This is a genomic window from Streptomyces sp. NPDC006691 (assembly GCF_042869955.1).
In the GTDB taxonomy this organism is placed as follows: Bacteria; Actinomycetota; Actinomycetes; order Streptomycetales; family Streptomycetaceae; genus Streptomyces.
Window position 1 is genome coordinate 49671 of record NZ_JBIAGW010000001.1, and the last position, 18026, is coordinate 67696.

Here is an 18026-nt window from a genome sequence, read left to right on the forward strand (position 1 = left end):
ACCGGGCCCGGTCTCAACCGGCCCTGGATCAGTCCGAGTTGACGCAGGTGTTGCCGAAGGCCGGGTTCAGACCACCGATGACGTCGACCGTGTTGCCGCAGAGGTTCACCGGGACGTGGACCGGGACCTGCGCCATGTTGCCGGACAGGACGCCGGGCGAGTGCGCGGCCACGCCCTGCGCGCCCGCGTCGGCGAAGGCGGCGCCGGAGGCGGCACCCGTGGCGAGACCGGCGGCGGCGAGGGCGAGAGCCGTCTTCTTCGCAGTGTTCATGATGGAACCTTCCATTCGGGGGTTGCCTCAGCGTAGGCAAATGGCCGTGAGCCGCCGGAAGCGAACACGCCGGGTTTATTGTCTTTCCCTCGTACAGCGCACGGGGGTGCCGTACGGCCCGTCAATTCGGCATACGGAAAGACCCGTTCGCCCGTGAGCTAACCGCCCAGCGGCATTCCGCCGAGGAGCTGGCCCGGATTGGGCGCCCCATTGGTCTTGTTCAGGTCGTGCGCGGTGCTGCCCACCGTGTGGAGCAGCGAGTCGTCCGACTTGGGGTCGAGCAGGTGGGTGCGCACCGGCGACGCGTCGACCGCGTTGGGAGCGGAGGACACGTTCTGGGCGATCGTGTCGAGGCCGCCGTTGAGGCTCATGGGCGGCAGGTCGCCGGCCGCGAAGGCCGGCGCCGCCGCACCCACGACCGCGAGGGATCCGGCGAGTGCCGCGGCAACCTTCATCGACTTCATCATCAATCCTTCCGCGGCGAGTTCCGTCGCCGAACGTACGTGTCCCTGAATGCATTGGGCTGCTTCGCCCTGGTAACGACTCGCTGACGCCCGGGAAACTCCTCGGTTCCGGATTCATGTCCGGATTCATGGGCCGCCACCCAATTGCGGGCCCCGCCGATACGCGTATGGGATTTCATGAAGGGCGCTCTGCGGTACGGGTGTTGCCGCCCCGGACGGCCGAGAGCGCCGGTCCCGTCGATGACGGCCCGGCGCTCTTCGGGTGCGGCTCAGGCGGGCAGTTTCGGCACGGCGTCCGTGGGCGCCTTGGGCAGGCCCGGCAGGTTGGGCACCGGCAGGCCGCCGCCGGTCACGGTGGTCAGGACGAGACCGACCAGGCCGGTGACCACCGAGGTCGCCGCGGGAAGGACGCCCCCGACATTGAGGCTCGTGACCGCCTTGACGAGGTCGTCGATGCCCTTCTTGACCGTCGCGACGGCATCGTCCTTGGCGGCCGCGAGCACGGCGTCCTGTTCCGGGCCGCCCAGGGGCACGGCCGCGGGACCCGCGGCGGCGGGCGGGGTGGCCGGCGCGGCCGGGGGCGCGACGGGGGCCGCCGGGGCCGTCTGCTTCACCGCGTCGAGGGCAGCGGTGGCCTTGCCGGCCAGCGCCGTGGTGTCGGCCGGCGACGCGCCCTTGAGCACGCCGGTCAGCAGGTCGGTGACCGGCGTGAGGACACCTCCGAGACCGTTCAGCTGCTGGGCCTGGCCGAGCAGTGCGTCGGCGCCCGGGACCGGCGCTTCGGCGCGGGCCGTACGCGGCGGCGGTGAGCTGGCGGCCATCGCGGTCCCGGCGGATCCGATGACGATCGCGGTCGACAGGGCCACTGCGGCCAGGCGCCGCGGTGTTCGTGCACGCATGAAACGGTTCTCCTTCGGTGAGGCGAGCGAGTTGCCCTCACCGTGCGCCCGCCCTTAACCCCTCGCAACCGCTTCGTCATCCTGAGTGATCATCAGATGTCCGCCACGCCGTGCCGAGCTGGCACAACCCCGCGCCCGGACGCCCCGGCGGCCTTCGGCCGTCCGGGGCAAGGCGAAAGCCCCGGCCCGCTCCCTGGAGAGGAGCGGCCGGGGCTTCGGCGAGGAACTACTTGTTGATGCAGGTGTTGCCGAACGCGGGGTTCAGCAGACCGATGACGTTCACGGTGTTGCCGCAGACGTTGACCGGGATGTGAACGGGGACCTGCGCCATGTTGCCGGACAGGACGCCGGGCGAGTTGGTGGCCGCGCCGTGCGCACCGGCGTCGGCGGCGGCGATGCCGGCCCCACCGGCGATGGCGGCAACGGCAGCGGTGGACAGGACCAGGGCCTTCGCGGTACGCGACATGGAGAAGCACTCCTAGATTGAGAAAGTCATTGACCGGGTGTTTGTCACTCGACCTACACCTCAACGCGGACCCGGCCCCCCGGTTTTGCCCCTAACGGGTGAACCAGGGTTTTGGGGACCGCGAAAACGTCCAGGGGCCCGTCCGGACCGAAACCGTGAACCGCGGCACCGGTCCGGCGACGTCACCCCTGGGGATTACTTGTTGACGCAGGTGTTGCCGAAGTTCGGGTTCAGCAGACCGATCACGTTCACGGTCAGGCCGCAGGCGTTGACCGGGACGTGCACGGGAACCTGGAGCAGGTTGCCCGACAGGACACCGGGGGAGTTGACGGCAGCGCCGTGCGCCCCCGCGTCGGCGCTGGCCATGCCCGCACCCAGCATCACGACAGCGGCGCCGGCACCGGCCGACACGACGGACTTCGCAATTCGATTCATGGCTTTTCCCTTTCGGATGGAGATGGGGCCACCGATACAACGACCGTGTCGTCAAGGGGATACGCACGATCGCTCGAAGGGGACACTCCGTCTCCACATTCATGACCGGACCGGGTTGTAAATACGGTTACAGTTGCCCCCCTCCGGGCCGCGCCACGTACGGGATCTTCGGCGGCCGGAGCGCCGCCCCGGCGGAATTCGAGGGCGGCGGACGCGGGGAGAGAACTCCGCAGCGTCTTAGTTCAGCAGCATCTTTGTTCAGCTTTCTTTTCGAGCGCCAGGACCGGAGTGACCGCGCATGCCGACGAGAGCGAACACCCTTGGCGGGCCCGAGGGACCGGGGTCCGCCGGGCAGTTGAGTGTCCTGCACCTGGTTCAGCCCGTTGATGGGGGCGTAGCCCGAGTCGTCACGGACTTGGTGCGGGACCAGCTGCGCAGTGGATTCCGGGTCACCGTGGCATGCCCCGAGGGAGGCCCGTTGAGCACCGAACTGACCCGTCTGGGTGCCCGGGTGCACCCCTGGCGGGCCACCCGCTCGCCCGGCCCCGCGCTGCTCGGCGAGACCCTGCGGGCGGGCCGCCTCATCCGGCGGGTACGCCCCGATGTGATCCACGCCCACAGCGCCAAGGCCGGGGTCGCCGCCCGGCTCGCGGCCCGCGGCAAGGTGCCCACCGTCTTCCAGCCGCACGCCTGGTCGTTCGAGGCCGTCGGCGGCGTCACCGCGCTGCTCTCCCGGGGCTGGGAGCGCGCCGCGGTGCGCTGGACCGCGCGGATCGTGTGCGTCAGCGAGGGCGAACGGGCCACCGGGGTGCGGGCCAAGGTGGTCGCGCCCTGCTCGGTGATCCCCAACGGGGTGGACCTGGACCACTACGCGGTGGCCGACGGGACCCCGCCCGCCCAGGGCGCGCCGCTGGTCGTGTGCGTGGGACGGCTGTGCCGGCAAAAGGGCCAGGACGTGCTGCTCGCCGCCTGGCAGCGGGTGCGCGAGGCCGTGCCCGACGCGCACCTCGTCCTGGTCGGCGACGGCCCGGACCTGGCGGCGCTGCGCGCGGCGGCGCCCGGCTCGGTGTCCTTCGTCGGCCCGGTCGGCGACACCGCCTTCTGGTACCGGGCCGCCGACCTGGTCGTGCTGCCCTCCCGCTGGGAGGGGATGGCGCTCGCGCCCCTGGAGGCGATGGCGTGCGGACGCCCGGTGGTGGTCACCGATGTCGGGGGCTCCGCCGAGAGCCTCCCGCCCGGCCAGGCCCCGCTCTGTCTCGTACCGCCGGACGCACCCGGCGAGTTGGCGCACGCGATGACGCGGCTGCTCGCCGACCCCGTCCTGCGCACCGAGCTGGCCCGCCAGGGCCACGCCCACGTAACCACCACCCATGACGTGCGGCAGACGGCCCGAAGCATCGCGGAGGTGTACCGCGACGTGGCCGCTCTGCCGCGCTCCGAGCACAGGGAACCCATCAGCCAGTGACCGCGGAAAGCATCGTCCCTTCCGCCGGGGGGCCGCCCCACGGGACCGGGATGTCATCGGGAACCGTTTCGGTGGTCACGCCCCGCGAGGCGCCGGACCACTTCTCCTTCGTGGCCCAGCGGCCGCGCACCGTACAGCCGTTCGTCGCCGTGCTGCTCGCGACGGACTGCGCGGCCGGGCTGCTCGGCCTGCTCGCGCTGCCGTACACCGGCCTCCCGCCGGGCCCCGCCGGGCTGCTCGTGGCCGCCGTGCTCGCGCTCAACGCCCAGGCCGGGCTCTACCGGCCGACGATGGCGCGCGGGGTGCTCGCCGACGTGCCGGCCCTGTTCGCACGCACCCTGCTCGCCTGGTGCCTGCTCGCCACCGTCCTCACCCACGAGGGCGCCCTGGTCCACGAGCCGAACGCCGCGCCCCTCACGGTCGCGGCCGTGGCGACGGGCTGCGCCCTGCACACCCTGGCGAGCTGCGCCGGGCGCGGCACAGCACTGTGGCTGCGCCGCCGCCAGGGCGCCCGCAGGCCCCGGCCCGCCCTGGTGGTGGGCCCGGCGGCCAGCGCCGCACGCGTCACGGCGGCGCTCGCGCGCCGCTCGGGCGGCGGCATCCGTCCGGTCGGGGTGGTCGTGCCGCCGGCCGAGACCTCCGTCGAGGCCGGGGTCCCGGTGCTGCGCAGCCTGGAGGAGGTCCAGCGCGCCGTCATCCAGAACGGGGTGCAGGACTGTCTGTTCACCTACGCCCCCGAGTCGTCAACTCCCGTACCCCCGGCCTTCCTTGAGGGCATGGGCTGCACGCTGTGGCAGCTGGACACGCGCGCGCCCGGGCAGAGCGCGCCCGGCCGGCAGGCGGACGAGCTGGCCGCCTTCCCCTGCCAGCCGCTGACCAGCGCCCCCGCCTCGGTCCCCGGCCTGTTCTTCAAGCGGGTCGCCGACCTCGCCCTCACCCTGCCCGCGCTGCTCCTCGCCGCCCCCGTCCTCGCGGTGTGCGCGCTGGTGCTCCGCCGCAGCGACGGGCCCGGGGTGCTGTTCCGGCAGGAGCGGATCGGGGCCGGCGGGCGGGCGTTCACGCTGCTCAAGTTCCGCACCCTGCGCCCCGACACCGCGCACGAGGCCGCGACCCGCTGGAACATCGCGGACGACACGCGGATGAGCCGGGCCGGCAACTTCATGCGGCGCACCTCCCTGGACGAGCTGCCCCAGCTGTGGAACGTGATCCGGGGTGACATGAGCCTGGTCGGCCCACGCCCCGAACGGCCCTTTTTCGTCGCCCAGTTCAGCCAGGCGCACCCCGGATACGCGGCCCGGCACCGGATGCCCGTCGGGCTCACCGGGCTCGCCCAGGTGCAGGGGCTGCGCGGGGACACCTCGATCGAGGACCGGGCTCGCTACGACAACTACTACATCGACCACTGGTCGCTCTGGCAGGACCTGTGCATCCTGCTGCGCACCGCCGTCTGCCTCGTCCGCCCGACGGGGAGCTGAGCGTGCACGCCGTCGCGGCCGCGCCGCCGCTGCCGATCCCCGCACCACCCCGCCGGACCCTGCGCCTACTGCCGCTGCTCGCCGTGATCACCCTGCTCGCCACTCCCCCGCTGGGCGGCGACGGCTCGGCCACCGCCGCGGACGCCGCCTGCGGGGTGCTCGTGGTGTGGGCGTTCCTGCGGGTCCTGCGCTCGGGCGAGCGGCCGCTGAGCCGCCGGGCCGCGATCGTCATGGGGCTTCCGGTGACCGGGATCTGCGTGGCCGCGATGGGCGCCGCCGACCCCGGCACCGCGATCGCCGGGCTCGGCCGCTACCTCCAGATCTTCGTCCTCGTACCGCTGGCCGTGCTGCTCCTGCTGCGCGAGCGCGACGACTTCCGGCTCGCGGCCTGGGCCGTGGTGGCGCTCGCCCTGTTCGAGGGCGGCGTCGGCGTCCAGCAGTACCTGACCCGCACCGGCGCCTCCTACATGGGCGAGGACATCCGGGCCGTCGGCACCTTCGGCGCCTCCGACATCATGGGCATGGCCACCGTGGTCTCCTGCGGACTGCTGTGTGCGCTCGGCCTCGCCCTCGACCCCGCCCCCGGCGCGAGCCGCACCCGGCGACGGGCCGCGCTCGGCTGCGCCGCCCTGCTGCTCCTGCCGCTCGCGGTGTCGTTCAGCCGGGGCGCCTGGATCGCGACGAGCATCGCCGCCCTCGCGCTGCTGCTGCTCTCCGGGATCCGCCGCGCGCTGGCCGTCCTCGCGGTCACCGCCGCCGCCACCGTCGTCCTGGTCGGCGTGAGCGGGTCCGGCACGCAGATGCTCCAGGAGCGGCTCGCCAGCATCACCCAGGTCGAGAGCGCCCCCGACCAGTCCGTGACCGACCGGTACACCATGTGGGCGGCGGCGGAACTGATGTGGCGTCAAAGCCCGCTCACCGGTGTCGGGTTGAAGGGATTTCCCGACCACCGCGACTCGAACTCCTCGCTCGCCCTGTCCTCCGGCAGCGACACCGCGGGCGCGGGCGCCGCCTTCAAGCGACAGCCGCTGCTCTCACCGCACAACATGTACCTCCTCGTCCTGAGCGAGCAGGGCCTCATCGGCGTCGTCACCCTCGTCGGCGGCTGGGCCGCCCTCCTGGTCAGCGGGGTCCGCCGACTGCACCGGGCCCGCAGGACGCGTACCGCGATGGACTGCGGTCTGGTCGCCACCGGGCTGCTGACCTGGCTGCTCGTCGACTTCTTCTACGGTGACATCGGCGGCCCCTCCACCGCCCTGACCGCGCTCGTCCTGGGCCTCGCCGCCTGGTGGGGGCTGGCACGAGGGGCGGCCCGCCCGTGACGGAGACCGTCCCGCCGCTGCTCCCCGCGCCCGCCGCGCCGCCCGAACCCGCCACCTCCGGGCGGCTGCTGGCGCGGGCCGCGTTCCTCACCGCCGTCCTCACGCTCGCGGGCGCCCTGCTCGGGCTGCTGCGCGACCAGGCCTTCGCGCACGTCTTCGGCGCCGACACCGACACCGATGCCTTCCTGGTCGCCTGGACGGTCCCGGAGGTCGCCGCGACCCTGCTGATCGAGGACGGCCTGGCGTTCGTCCTGGTGCCCGCGTTCAGCCTCGCCCTGGTCGCCCGGGGCCGGCGGCCCGGTCCCGATCCGGTACGCGCCCTGGTCGCGGCCACCCTGCCCCGGCTGATGCTCGCGCTCGCCGCGGGCGCCGCCGTGCTGATCGCGGCGGCCCCGGCCGTCGTCGCCGTCCTCGCGCCCGGGCTGCCCGCCACCGACCTGGCCGTCGACTGCACCCGCCTCACCGCGACCTGCGTGTTCAGCTTCGGGCTCACCGGCTACTGCAGCGCCGCCCTGCGCGGACACGGCCGCTTCCTCGCGCCCGCCTCGATCTACGTGGCGTACAACGTGGGCATCATCGGCCTGCTCCTGCTGCTCGGCCGGACGTGGGGAGTGCGGGCCGCGGCCGCCGGGGTCGCGCTCGGCGGCGTCCTCATGGTGGTCGTCCAGGTGCCGGCACTGTGGCGCAGCTGGCGGCAGCGGGAGGCGACCGTCGCGCTGCCCGAGCCGCGCGTGCCCGCCGGGCGGACGCCACGGGCGCTGCGGCTCGCGCTGGTCGCCCCGGTCGTGGTGTTCGCGCTCAGCCGCCAGACACAGGTCCTCATCGAACGCTTCCTCGCCGCGCCGCTGCCCGCCGGGGCCATCTCGCACCTGAACTACGCCCAGAAGGTGGCGCAGATGCCGATGGTGCTCTCCCTCATGCTGTGCACGGTCACCTTCCCCGTCATCGCGCGCGCCCTCGCGGCGGGCGACACCGAGCGGGCCAGGCGCCGGGTGGAGAGCGACCTGATCGTGGCCGGCACCATCGTGCTGCTCGGCGCCTCCGTGGTGGTGGCCTGCGCCCCCGAGATCATCCAAGTCCTGTTCCAGCGCGGCGCGTTCACCCTCCACGACACGGACGCGACCGCCGACGTCATGCGGGTGTACGCGCTCGGACTGCTCGGCCAGACCCTGGTCGGCGTACTCGCCCGCTCGTACTTCTCCGAGGCCCGCCCGCTGTGGTACCCGGCCTGCGCCATGCTGGCCGGCCTCGCCGCGACCGCCGTCGCGGGCGCGCTCGCCGTACCGGTGTGGGGCGCGCCCGGCATCGCCGCCGCCAACGCGCTCGGCATCACGCTGACCGCGCTGGCCCTGCTCTGGGGCAGCGGCCGGCGCCGCACCGCCCTGTCCGTGCGCTGGGTGGGCGGACAGCTCGCCCGGCTCGTCGCGGCGGGCGCTGCCGCCACCGCCGCCTGCCGGTGGGGGGCCACCCTCGCCCCAAGTCCGTTGTCCGCACTCGTCATTGGGTCCGCGCTCGCCGCCGTGGCGTTCACCGTCACGGCCGGGCTGCTGCGGGTCCGGGAGTTCTGTCTGCTGTTCCGTCCCGTCACACGAAAGCTCTGGCATGCCCGTTGACACGGCAGTCGGCGACCCGAGGGGTCCACTGACTGGTTCGAGACCGCGCCCCGCCGCACCGCTGTGGGTGGCCATGTACCACTCGGTGACCCACACCACGGACGATCCGTACCACATCACCGTCTCGCCGCCCCGCCTCGAACGCCAGCTGCGCTGGCTGCGCGGACACGGCCTGAGAGGGGTGAGCATGGCCGAACTCCTGCGCGCCCGCGCGGCCGGCACCGCCCGCGGCCTGGTCGGCCTCACCTTCGACGACGGCTACGCCGACTTCACCGCCGAGGCGCTGCCGCTGCTGCGCCGCCACGACTGCACGGCCACCGTGTTCGTGCTGCCGGGCCTGCTCGGCGGCACCAACGACTGGGACCCGCTGGGCCCGCGCAAGCCCCTGCTCGACGAGCGCGGCATCCAGCAGGCCGCCACCTGGGGCATGGAGGTCGCCTCGCACGGCCTGCGCCACCTCGATCTGACCCACGTCGACGAGGACACCCTGCACCGCGAGGTGCACGAGAGCCGCGAGCTGCTGCACGCCCTGACCGGGCACCAGGTGGCCGGCTTCTGCTATCCGTACGGTGCCGTCGACGTACGGGCCGTCGACGCGGTCCGCGCGGCCGGCTACGCGTACGCCTGCGCGATCGACCCGGGCCCGCTGACCGGCCGCTACGCGCTGCCGCGCGTCCACGTCGGCGAGCGCGACAACGGCTGGCGGCTGCACCTCAAGCGCAGCCTGCACCGCTGGCGCCGCGACGAGCCGGCCGACCTCCCGGAGGGCACGTGAAGGTCCTGCACGTCATCACCGGCCTCGGCGTGGGCGGCGCCGAGCAGCAACTGAGGCTGCTGCTGCGGCACTTGCCGTACGAGGCGGACGTGGTGACCCTCACCAACCCCGGCACCGTGGCCCGCGCGATCGTCCGCGAGGGCGGCCGGGTGCGCAACCTCGACATGGCGGGCAACCGCGACCTGGCCGCGCTGCCCCGGCTCACCAGACTGATCGCGCGCGGCCGCTACGACGTCGTCCACACCCATCTGTACCGGGCCTGCCTGTACGGCCGCCTCGCGGCGAAGCTCGCCCGGGTCCACACGATCGTGGCCACCGAGCACTCCCTGGGCGAGGCCCGCATCGAGGGGCGACCGCTCGGAGCCGGGGTGCGCCGGCTGTACCTCGCGAGCGAACGGCTCGGCACCACGACCGTCGCCGTCTCCCCCACCATCGCGCACCGCCTGGCCCGTTGGGGCGTGCCCGAGCGCCGCATCCAGGTCGTGCCGAACGGGGTCGACGCGGCCCAGTTCGCCTTCAGCGCCACCGCCCGTACGTCCGTCCGCCGTCAACTCGGCCTGCCCGATGGCGCGTTCGTGGTCGGCGCGGTCGGACGGCTCGCGGCGGGCAAGCGGTTCCACACCCTCGTCGACGCGATCGCCGAACTCCCCGACGCCTGGCTGGTGTTCGCGGGCGGCGGCGAGCAGGAACAGCCACTGCGGGCCCGTGCCGAACGGCTCGGGGTGGGCGCCCGGGTGGTGTTCGCGGGCGAATGCGTCCAGGACAACACCACCCCGGCGGGCCACCGCCCCAGCCTCGCCGGGGTGCTCTCGGCCGTGGACTGCCTGGCCTCGCCGTCCGGCGAGGAGGCGTTCGGCCTGGCCGTCGTGGAGGGCCTGGCGGCCGGGCTCCCGGTCGCGTACGTGACGTGCCCGGCGATCGACGACCTGCCGGCCGGCTCGGCGCCCGGCGCGCTGCGCACCGGCCGCACGGCCGCCGCGTTCGCCGCCACGCTCGGCGAACTCCGGCGCACGGCCCGCCCCCGCCTGCCCGTCCCCGACGCGGTACGCCGCTACTGCGTGACCGCGACCTCGGCCCAGCTGGTCCGGGTGTACGAGGCGGCCGCGGCCCGGGCGCCGCTGCCGCACCCCGCGTACGCCCCGGCACCGGACCCGGGGGCAACCGCCCCGGCGGGCCCCGCGCCGGCCGGCTCGCCGGCCGCGCCGACGCACCCCTCCCCGAAGAACACCGCGACGAACTCCCCGATGAACTCCTCGGAGAAAGAAGAGTCCAGATGAGCAGATTCTCCGGCCCGCGGCAGCGCCAGAGCGCCCGCGGCCCGCGCGCCCGGTCGCTGCCGCGCTGGTGGCCGCTGCCCGTGTGCGCGCTGCTCGGCGCGACGGCCGGCGGCGTGTACGGCGCGGTCAAGACACCGGAGTACAGCGCGACCAGCTATGTGGTGGTCACCCCCGGCGAGAAGTCGGACCCGTCGGTCGCCCTCGGCTTCGCCCAGGCCTACGGGCGGGTCGCGACCGAGGTCGCCGTCATCGGGGACGCCCAGATCTGGGCCGGGGTGAGCGCCACCACGCTCCGCGGCAGTGTGCAGACGGCGACCTCCCCCGACGCTCCGATGATCGCCATCACCGCCACCTCGGGCCGGGCCGCCGACGCGGCCGGCATGGCCAACGCGGTGGCCCGCGCGCTGACCCTGAACGGCACCCACACCCAGGCCGACACCGGGGTGCGCGTCGTGCAGTTCTCGCGCGCCATCAAGCCGCTCGCCCCCTCCTCCCCCTCGGCGGGCCTGACCGCCCTGGTGGGCGGCTGCGCGGGCGGTCTGCTCGGCGGCCTCGGCCTGCTCGCCCGGCCGCGCCGCCGCCCCGAGGACGCGCCCGAGGGCATGCCGGAGACCGAGCGCGCGGCCTCGGTACCGAGCCCGGCCGGTGCGGCATCCGTGCCGCAGGAGGTCGGCTAGTGTCCGGCCTCCGCGTGGAGCTGTGCACCGACGACCTGCGCTTCGCGGACCTCGCCGCCAACTGGCTTCAGCTGCACCGCAGTTGCAGCTCCGCGACCCCGTTCCAGAGCCACGCCTGGCTGCACTCGTGGTGGCTCTCGTACGGGGTTCGCGGACGGCTGCGGGTCCATCTCGCCTACTGGGACGGCCGGTTGGTGGGGGCGGCCCCGCTGATGCGGGTCCGGCGTCCACTCCCGGCGCTCGTCCCGCTGGGCGGCCCCATCTCCGACTTCACCGACGTCCTCCTGGCCGACGACTGCGCCGAGGAGGCCGCGGCCGCCCTCACCGGTGCGCTGATGCGCTCGGCCCGGGGCGCCCTGATCGACCTGGGCGAGGTGCGCCCGGGCGCCGGAGCCGAGCGCATTCACGCCAACTGGACCGCTCCCAAGCACCAGTTGACGGACTCGCGGTGTCTGGAGCTGCCCGTCGCCGACATGGACACCCTGCTGTCCCGGCTGCCCAACAACCGCGCGCAGCGCGCCCGCGCCAAGCTCCGCAAGATCGACGCGCTGGGCATCGAACAGCGCGACGTACCGCCCGACGAGGTGCCGGGTGCCCTGCGCACGCTGCTCGAACTGCACGGGCTCCAGTGGCAGGGGCGCGGGGTGACGCGCGAGCACCTGCGCCCCCGCTTCGAGCAGCATCTGGCGCGCGCGGTGGGCGAGATGACCCGGCAGGGCGACGCGGTGGTGACGGAGTTCCGCCTCGACGGCGAGGTCGTCGCGGCCGATCTGACCCTGCTCTCGCCGGCCCTGGCGGGCGGCTATCTGTACGGGGCCCACCCCGGCCTGCGCGGCCGCAAGGTGGACGTGGCCACGATGCTGCTGCGCGCCTGCGCCCAGCGGATCGACGGCAGCGGCCGGGGCGCGCTGAGCATGCTGCGCGGCAATGAACCGTACAAGCAGCACTGGCGGCCCGAGGTGCGGGTCAACCAGCGCTTCCTGCTGGCCCGGCGGCGGACCCTGCCGCTGCTCCGGGCCGCCGTCCTGCACGCGCGGCTGCGGCGCCGGGCGGGTGCCGCGCTGCGCGCACTGCGGCAGTGGCGGGACGACCGGAGCCGGCCCGCCACGGACGCCCCGGGACCGTCAGCTCCGGCGTGAGAACCAGTCGAGGCGCATGCAGAGCTTGCCGCCCATCCAGTACTCGACCCAGGGGCCGAAGTCGAGCGGCGAGCACTTGCCGTTCAACGCCGGAGCGACCGGGGTGACCGGGGTGGCCGGCTTCGGGCTCGGGCTCGGCGGGGTCGTCGTCGGGCTCGACGGGGTCGACGGGGTCGAGGGCTGGGTGCTGGTCGACGGGTTGGGGGACGCGGACGGGGCGGGGGACGTGGACGGGTTGGGGGACGTGGACGGGTTGGGGGACGTGGACGGCTGCGGGGTGGGCTCGGTGCGGCCATAGAGGAGCGTGCGGTAGAGCTCCGAGGCGCGCGGATTGTCCGAGCACCCCCACACCCCGTGCGGACAGTAGTCGGTGATGGTGTTGTAGACCGGCTTGTGCGCGTCCATCCAGGACAGCATGCGGCGCATGTACTCGGGGTTGTCCCCGTTGCGGAAGAGCCCCCACTCCGGGTACGAGATCGGCTTCTTGTGGGCGGCCGCGAAGTCGACGTGCTGCTGGAGCCCGTACGGCTCCTTGATCTGCTTGTCGAAGTCCACTCCGCGCGGCTGGTCGTAGGAGTCCATGCCGATGATGTCGACGAGGTCGTCACCCGGGTAGCACTCGGTCCACGGCACCGCGTCGCGCCCGCGGCTCGGCGTGAAGTCGAAGCGGAACTTCTGTCCCGGCACCGAACGCATCGCGGTGACCGCGTTCTTCCAGTACTTCTTCCACGACTCCGGGTCCGGCCCGCAGCGGTGGGTGTACGTGGTGCCGTTCATCTCCCAGCCGAGCACGACCACGGTGTCCGGGATCTTGAGGTCGACCAGGCGCTCGGCCAGCCGCTGGAAGTGCGCGTCGAAGTCGCCCTCGGCACCCTTCGCCAGCAGCTGGCGCACCCGGGCGTCCGGGATGCCGGCCTCGTTGAGCGCCTGCATCGGCACGTTGAGGACGAGGGTGCGGTCGGCACGCTCCCTGCGCCAGATGGCCCAGTCCTCCAGGAACCCGGCCCGGCCCTCGATGTCCGACCAGGTATTCCCGGGCAGATAGGTGTGCCCGACCTTGATGTCGGTCCCGCCGAGCCACTTCTGCAAGGCCGCGATGCGCCGCACACCGAGGGTGCCGGAGTCCAGAAAGGCACCGAAGTCCGAGGCGGCGGGGTGGGCGGGGGATGGCGCGGGCTGCGCGGGGGCGGGAGCGGCAGGGACCGGGGCGGCGGGGGCGGAGCCGGCCGGGGCGGAACCGGCGGGTGGAGGGTCGGCGCCGCCTCCCGGTCGCTGTACGTCGACACCGGGGGCCAGTGCCAGACTGCACAGGGCACCCGCCGCCAGAACACTCGTGGTGAAGGTGGCCGCTCTATGACGTCGCCGACGCATGTGCGCTCCCTTGGTTCTGAGGACCTCCCCGGATTCCCGGTTGGAAAATATTCTTATTGCGCCGATAGGGAAGATAAGCAACGAACGCGATATGCCGCCCGAAAGGGTGTATGCCGGATTCCTGCCCGTCACAGGGCCCCCTGAGGCCCCCTCAGATCCGTCTCGGGCGCCCGGGGCACGCCACTGCCCCCTCCCGTCCCCTCCCTCCCCCTCCCGTCCCGAGTGCGGGGGAAGCACCACCGTTCCGGGAGCGGCGGGTACGCCGAAGGGCCCGGCTCCTTCTCAGGAGCCGGGCCCTTCACAACAAGAGAAATACGCCCGAACGATCCCCGCACGACCCGCAACAGGCGTGTGCCTAGCGGCAGTTGAGCTGTCCCCGCCCGGCCCCCACCCCGAGCCCTCGGCCGTCACTTGCCGCGGGTGGGGGTCCTGGCGGACGCCTCGAAGTCAGGCCCGGGCCATCGCCCTACCGCGCCGGTAGAGCACCCCTCCCCCCAGCACGAGCCCAACGGCCCCCACCCCGGCCGCCATCAGAGCGGCCTCGTCCCCGGCCCCGGTAGCGGCCAGCTCCGGCCCGCCCGCCATGTGCGCGGCAGCAGGCGGCGCGACAACACGAGCCGCGAAGTGCTGCCCCACCCGAGCGGGCTGCACTTGCTGCACGGGGTACTGGTGCTGGGCGGGGGGTGCGTGGTGGACGGGGGGTGCGTGGCGGACGGGCGGAGCCTGGTGAACCGGGGGTTCATGGTGGACGGGCGGGGCCGCATGGACCGGAGGCGCGTGGTGAACCGGCGGAGCATGGTGCACGGGCGGGGCATGGCGGACCGGCGGGGCGGTCTGCACCGGGGGCGTGTGGTGAACCGGGGGTGCGTGGTGCACCGGGGGAGCCTCGTGAACCGGGGGTGCGTGGTGCACGGGCGGAGCCTCATGAACCGGAGGCGCGTGATGCACGGGCGGAGCCTCATGAACCGGAGGCGCGTGATGCACGGGCGGAGCCTCATGCACCGGAGGCGCGTGATGCACCGGAGGCACGTGATGCACCGGGGGTGCCTCATGGATCGGAGGTGCGTGGTGGACCGGCGGGGCCGCATGCACCGGCGGAGCCTGGTTCACGGGCGAGGCATGGCGGACCGGCGGGGCGGTCTGCACCGGGGTCACGTGATGGATAGGCGGAGCCTGGCGGACCGGGGGCGCGTGATGCACGGGCGGAGCCGCATGGACCGGAGGCACGTGATGCACGGGCGGAGCCGCATGGACCGGAGGCGCCTGGTGTACGGGAGGAGCCGCATGAACCGGAGGCGCCTGGTGTACGGGAGGAGCCTGGCGCACCGGCGGGGCGTGATGCACAGCCGGAGCGTGATGGGCCGGCGGGGCGTGCTGCACGTGCGGGGCATGGTGAGCCGGCGGAGTGTGGTGGGTCGCCGGAGTGTGGTGGGTCCGTGGTGCGTGGTGGGCCCGGGCCGGAGGCTCGGTCGTAGCGGGGCCGGAGTGGCAGCGGCCGCCCATCGCCGGGTTCATCAGACCCGCGGCCGTCGCCGTGTCCCCGCATGCCTGGACCGGCGCATCGACCGGCGCCCCCGCGGAGTTCCCCGTCAGCACGCCCGGCGAGCCGCTCGTCACCGAACTCGCCTGGCCGGCGGCACCCTGCCCGCCGTATCCGCGCCCGTACCCGTACCCGTACTCGTCTCCGTACGAGCCGCCGTCCGGACCCGGGCCACCGTACGAGCCCCCGTACGGACCCCCGTGCTCACCGTACGGACCGCCGGGGCCGCCCTCGTCCTCGCCCGCGCCGTCGGCCACCGCGTCCGCGGCGCGTTCCGCCGGGCTCTCCACGGCCGGCGACACCGTCTCGCAGTGGTTGCCGAAGGACGGGTTGAGCGCTCCTACGGGATCGACGGAGTTCCCGCACGCCTGGACCGGGACTTCCACCGGCGCCGAGATCGAGTTCCCCGACAGCAGGCCCGGCGAGCCCGTGGTCTCGCCGTCCGTGGTGGCGGCCTGGGCGTAACCGCCGCTCATGGAAAGGACACTTGTAGCTGCCACGGCAGTGAACAGGGTCTTGCTGATGGCCTGGCGCAATGGGCTGTCTTCCGTGTCGCAGGGAAAAGCTGAGGGAAAACGGAGAAAACCGATTTTGGGGCGTGCGGAGGGCACGCCCCAAAATCGGAGTGGAGAGTCCTGGTGCTACATCACTTGTTGATGCAGGTGTTGCCGAACGCCGGGTTCAGCAGCGCAATCACGTTGACGGTGTTGCCGCACAGGTTGATCGGCACGTGGACGGGGACCTGGAGCAGGTTGCCCGACAGGACACCGGGGCTGCCGACGGCCGCACCCTCGGCGCCGGCGTCCGCGAACGCCGGGGCGGCCGCGCCACCCGCGGCGATGACCAGACCGGTCAGAACCGTCGCAGCCTTCATGTACTTCACGTGGGTTTCCTTCCCTCAGTCAAAAAGTCGCGCAACCAGTCGTTGCTCACGGCGCGTTGCCAGAGCTTTCGCCCAAGGAGCCGCTGACAACGTGGTAACGACTGATCCCGGCAAAGGAAACCGAAGGGGAAGTGCCCTGCCGAGTTACTCACCCAAATGGCAGGAGGTAACGCCTTTCACTCTTACGCGCTTTCCCCGATTCGGAGATTCGCGGAAACGTCCGGGGCACAAAAAAACTCGGGCCACCGCGCCCCCGAAGGGACCGCGGTAGCCCGAGCGGCTCCGTACGGGATCAGCCGTTCGCGGCACCGTTGCCGGACAGGACCGGGATGTTGTCCAGGATGTGCGAGAGCTGCCCGTCACCCGTGGCCTGGGTGGAGTTCTCGGTGCACTGCTGGTTCTGCTGGTTCGAGAGGATCGGCACGTCCTGCAGAACGGTGACCGGCACGAGACCCACGATGGAGGCGAGGTTGGCCTTGACCGGAACACCGAGGCAGGGCTTGTTCAGGGAGCCCTGGACCAGGGACAGCTGGGGGCTCATGTCACCGTCGGTCTTCGAGTTGCCGAAGGCCTGCTTCGCGCCGTTGCCGCTGAGCGAGGTCGTGCTGCCGTGGTCACCGATGGCCATGGCCGGGGCGGCCAGCATGGCGGAGGCGCCGACGAGCGAAACGGTGGCAGCGGACGCGGCCATAACCTTCTTGAGCATGGTCTTCCCTTTTCTTGGTGGAGAGCACGTGCAGTACCGCGCTCTTATCCACTGCGCCGTACTACTGCCTGGTCAACTTCGCCGCACTGGTTTGGTTCCGGCGCTTCACCCGAACGGTTCCGCAAGGGGCGTCAGGATGCCGAACAATGTCCCGAACGCCACCCCGGACGCAGCACCTGAAAGCCGCGATCTGTTCTCCATATAATCCCAGCCTGGAATCGCCGCAGGAACCCGGAAGGTCGCATTTTCGTACGGCCGAAAGAGTGAAGGGCAGAAACCAATCCAGCATGGGACCGGTTGGGCAGGTGGCTCCGTACGGGGCATCCACCAGAAAGGGACCAGTCGTGATCAAGAAGGCTATGGCGGCAGCAGCCGTCGGCGTGTCCGTCGTCGGCGCCACCGCGGCGATGGCGCCCCAGGCGATGGCGATCGGCAATAGCGGCGGCACCAGCTCGGTCAGCGGCAACGGCGCGATGCAGGCGTACGGGAACTCCTCCACGTACGGCAACATGAGCCCGCAGATCGGCCTGATCCAGGGCTCGTTCAACAAGCCCTGCATCGCCCTGCCGGCCAAGGCCAACCTCGCCTCCATCGTGGGTCTCGTGCCGGTCACCGTGCTGCAGGACGTGCCGGTCCTCTCGACCCAGCAGAACCAGCAGTGCACCGAGAACTCCACCCAGGCCACGGGTGACGGGCCGCTCTCGCACATCCTGGACAACATCCCGGTCCTGTCCGGCAACGGCGCCGCGAACCACTGAGACCAGGGTTCCCAGGACAGCCGGACCGCTGTCAATCCCTTCGGCGGTCCGGCATCCTGATTGACAACGGCCGGATCACCGGTGAATTCCGGCGAGCCGGCCTTTTTCCATGCTTGTGCTTGGTGCCGCGCGGCGCAATTAAGGCCGCTTTCATGCCGGCCAGCAGGAACCGTTGACGAGTTCGTTCCATTCCCAGTCGGGGCGGCCAGGCACCGTACGCCCTTCTGCGGCCCAGGAACGCACCAGGCCCGCGTAGAGGGGTTCGGCCGCCGCCTCGCTCTCGAATCGTCGACGGGTGATCGGGATGAAAGTCTGCCGGCGCCAGGCACCCTGCGTCTCAGTCATGTTTCCTCACCATCGGTCGTGGTGACTGCCTAATACCACGGCCGGGCGGATTTGAATTCCGCGATGCTCTGTCCGGGGGACAGGGCGCAACTTAATAGAGATTCTTTCCGTTTCTCTTCACAGATCCCCGTCAGTGGAATCAGAC

The 18026-nt window shown here is 72.5% G+C and carries 19 protein-coding genes; 9 read left to right on the forward strand and 10 right to left on the reverse strand.

The genetic code is table 11. The features are described 5' to 3' along the window. Nucleotides 1–28: 28 nt before the first annotated feature. The 5 genes from ACFYNP_RS00255 to ACFYNP_RS00275 all read right to left on the reverse strand — a co-directional run bounded on the left by ACFYNP_RS00255 (nt 29) and on the right by ACFYNP_RS00275 (nt 2535). The gene (locus ACFYNP_RS00255) at nt 29–271 is read right to left on the reverse strand and encodes a chaplin (RefSeq protein WP_100574270.1); all 243 of its coding nucleotides are present in this window, start codon (nt 269–271) and stop codon (nt 29–31) included. A 158-nt stretch (nt 272–429) separates the two neighbouring features. Further along, nucleotides 430–738, reverse strand: a complete 309-nt coding sequence (locus tag ACFYNP_RS00260; protein WP_388781153.1) for a hypothetical protein — start codon at nt 736–738, stop codon at nt 430–432. 266 nt (nt 739–1004) lie between these two features. Continuing rightward, nucleotides 1005–1634: a hypothetical protein gene (locus tag ACFYNP_RS00265; protein WP_388781155.1), complete on the reverse strand. Its 630-nt coding sequence runs from the start codon at nt 1632–1634 to the stop codon at nt 1005–1007. A gap of 226 nt (nt 1635–1860) precedes the next feature. Further along, entirely contained in the window at nt 1861–2100 is a 240-nt protein-coding gene (locus ACFYNP_RS00270) for a chaplin (protein WP_100573938.1), read from the reverse strand. Nucleotides 2101–2295: 195 nt separating this feature from the next. Next, complete coding sequence (locus tag ACFYNP_RS00275) at nt 2296–2535, reverse strand: chaplin (protein WP_388414425.1); 240 nt, start codon at nt 2533–2535, stop codon at nt 2296–2298. A 298-nt stretch (nt 2536–2833) separates the two neighbouring features. Here ACFYNP_RS00275 and ACFYNP_RS00280 point away from each other — a divergent pair, with 298 nt between their 5' ends. From ACFYNP_RS00280 to ACFYNP_RS00315, 8 genes are read left to right on the forward strand one after another with little or no spacing between them, the layout of a single operon-like run. Beyond that, complete coding sequence (locus tag ACFYNP_RS00280; protein ID WP_388414428.1) at nt 2834–4000, forward strand: glycosyltransferase family 4 protein; 1167 nt, start codon at nt 2834–2836, stop codon at nt 3998–4000. Nucleotides 4001–4050: 50 nt separating this feature from the next. Next, a complete protein-coding gene (locus ACFYNP_RS00285; protein WP_388781157.1) occupies nt 4051–5475 on the forward strand; it encodes an exopolysaccharide biosynthesis polyprenyl glycosylphosphotransferase in 1425 nt (474 codons plus the stop codon). Between the two features lie 2 nt (nt 5476–5477). Next, entirely contained in the window at nt 5478–6797 is a 1320-nt protein-coding gene (locus ACFYNP_RS00290) for an O-antigen ligase family protein (RefSeq protein ID WP_388781159.1), read from the forward strand. Continuing rightward, nucleotides 6794–8410, forward strand: a complete 1617-nt coding sequence (murJ, locus tag ACFYNP_RS00295) for a murein biosynthesis integral membrane protein MurJ (RefSeq protein WP_388781161.1) — start codon at nt 6794–6796, stop codon at nt 8408–8410. The genes ACFYNP_RS00290 and murJ overlap by 4 nt, the downstream gene beginning before the upstream one ends. After that, nucleotides 8400–9185, forward strand: coding sequence for a polysaccharide deacetylase family protein (locus tag ACFYNP_RS00300; RefSeq protein ID WP_388781163.1), 786 nt, complete (start codon nt 8400–8402; stop codon nt 9183–9185). The genes murJ and ACFYNP_RS00300 overlap by 11 nt, the downstream gene beginning before the upstream one ends. Further along, nucleotides 9182–10462 carry a glycosyltransferase gene (locus ACFYNP_RS00305; RefSeq protein WP_388781165.1) on the forward strand — a complete coding sequence of 427 codons (1281 nt, stop codon included), beginning with the start codon at nt 9182–9184 and terminating at the stop codon, nt 10460–10462. Before ACFYNP_RS00300 ends, ACFYNP_RS00305 begins: the two co-directional genes overlap by 4 nt. Next, complete coding sequence (locus tag ACFYNP_RS00310) at nt 10459–11139, forward strand: lipopolysaccharide biosynthesis protein (RefSeq protein ID WP_388414444.1); 681 nt, start codon at nt 10459–10461, stop codon at nt 11137–11139. The genes ACFYNP_RS00305 and ACFYNP_RS00310 overlap by 4 nt, the downstream gene beginning before the upstream one ends. Continuing rightward, complete coding sequence (locus ACFYNP_RS00315) at nt 11139–12278, forward strand: GNAT family N-acetyltransferase (RefSeq protein WP_388781167.1); 1140 nt, start codon at nt 11139–11141, stop codon at nt 12276–12278. The genes ACFYNP_RS00310 and ACFYNP_RS00315 overlap by 1 nt, the downstream gene beginning before the upstream one ends. Here ACFYNP_RS00315 and ACFYNP_RS00320 read toward each other — a convergent pair. The 4 genes from ACFYNP_RS00320 to ACFYNP_RS00335 form a co-directional block, all read right to left on the reverse strand. Next, nucleotides 12264–13649, reverse strand: coding sequence for a glycoside hydrolase family 26 protein (locus tag ACFYNP_RS00320; RefSeq protein WP_388781169.1), 1386 nt, complete (start codon nt 13647–13649; stop codon nt 12264–12266). The genes ACFYNP_RS00315 and ACFYNP_RS00320 overlap by 15 nt on opposite strands. Before the next feature lie 447 nt (nt 13650–14096). Further along, complete coding sequence (locus ACFYNP_RS00325; protein ID WP_388782189.1) at nt 14097–15665, reverse strand: chaplin family protein; 1569 nt, start codon at nt 15663–15665, stop codon at nt 14097–14099. A 170-nt stretch (nt 15666–15835) separates the two neighbouring features. After that, nucleotides 15836–16063 (reverse strand): chaplin, encoded by a 228-nt coding sequence (locus tag ACFYNP_RS00330; protein ID WP_100574269.1) that lies wholly within the window; start codon nt 16061–16063, stop codon nt 15836–15838. Between the two features lie 301 nt (nt 16064–16364). Beyond that, nucleotides 16365–16778 (reverse strand): rodlin, encoded by a 414-nt coding sequence (locus tag ACFYNP_RS00335; RefSeq protein ID WP_388414453.1) that lies wholly within the window; start codon nt 16776–16778, stop codon nt 16365–16367. A gap of 344 nt (nt 16779–17122) precedes the next feature. Between ACFYNP_RS00335 and ACFYNP_RS00340 the strand changes: the two genes are divergently transcribed. Continuing rightward, nucleotides 17123–17536, forward strand: coding sequence for a rodlin (locus tag ACFYNP_RS00340; protein WP_388414456.1), 414 nt, complete (start codon nt 17123–17125; stop codon nt 17534–17536). A 150-nt stretch (nt 17537–17686) separates the two neighbouring features. Here ACFYNP_RS00340 and ACFYNP_RS00345 read toward each other — a convergent pair whose 3' ends face one another. Then, the gene (locus ACFYNP_RS00345) at nt 17687–17881 is read right to left on the reverse strand and encodes a hypothetical protein (protein ID WP_388414459.1); all 195 of its coding nucleotides are present in this window, start codon (nt 17879–17881) and stop codon (nt 17687–17689) included. Nucleotides 17882–18026 lie beyond the last annotated feature (145 nt).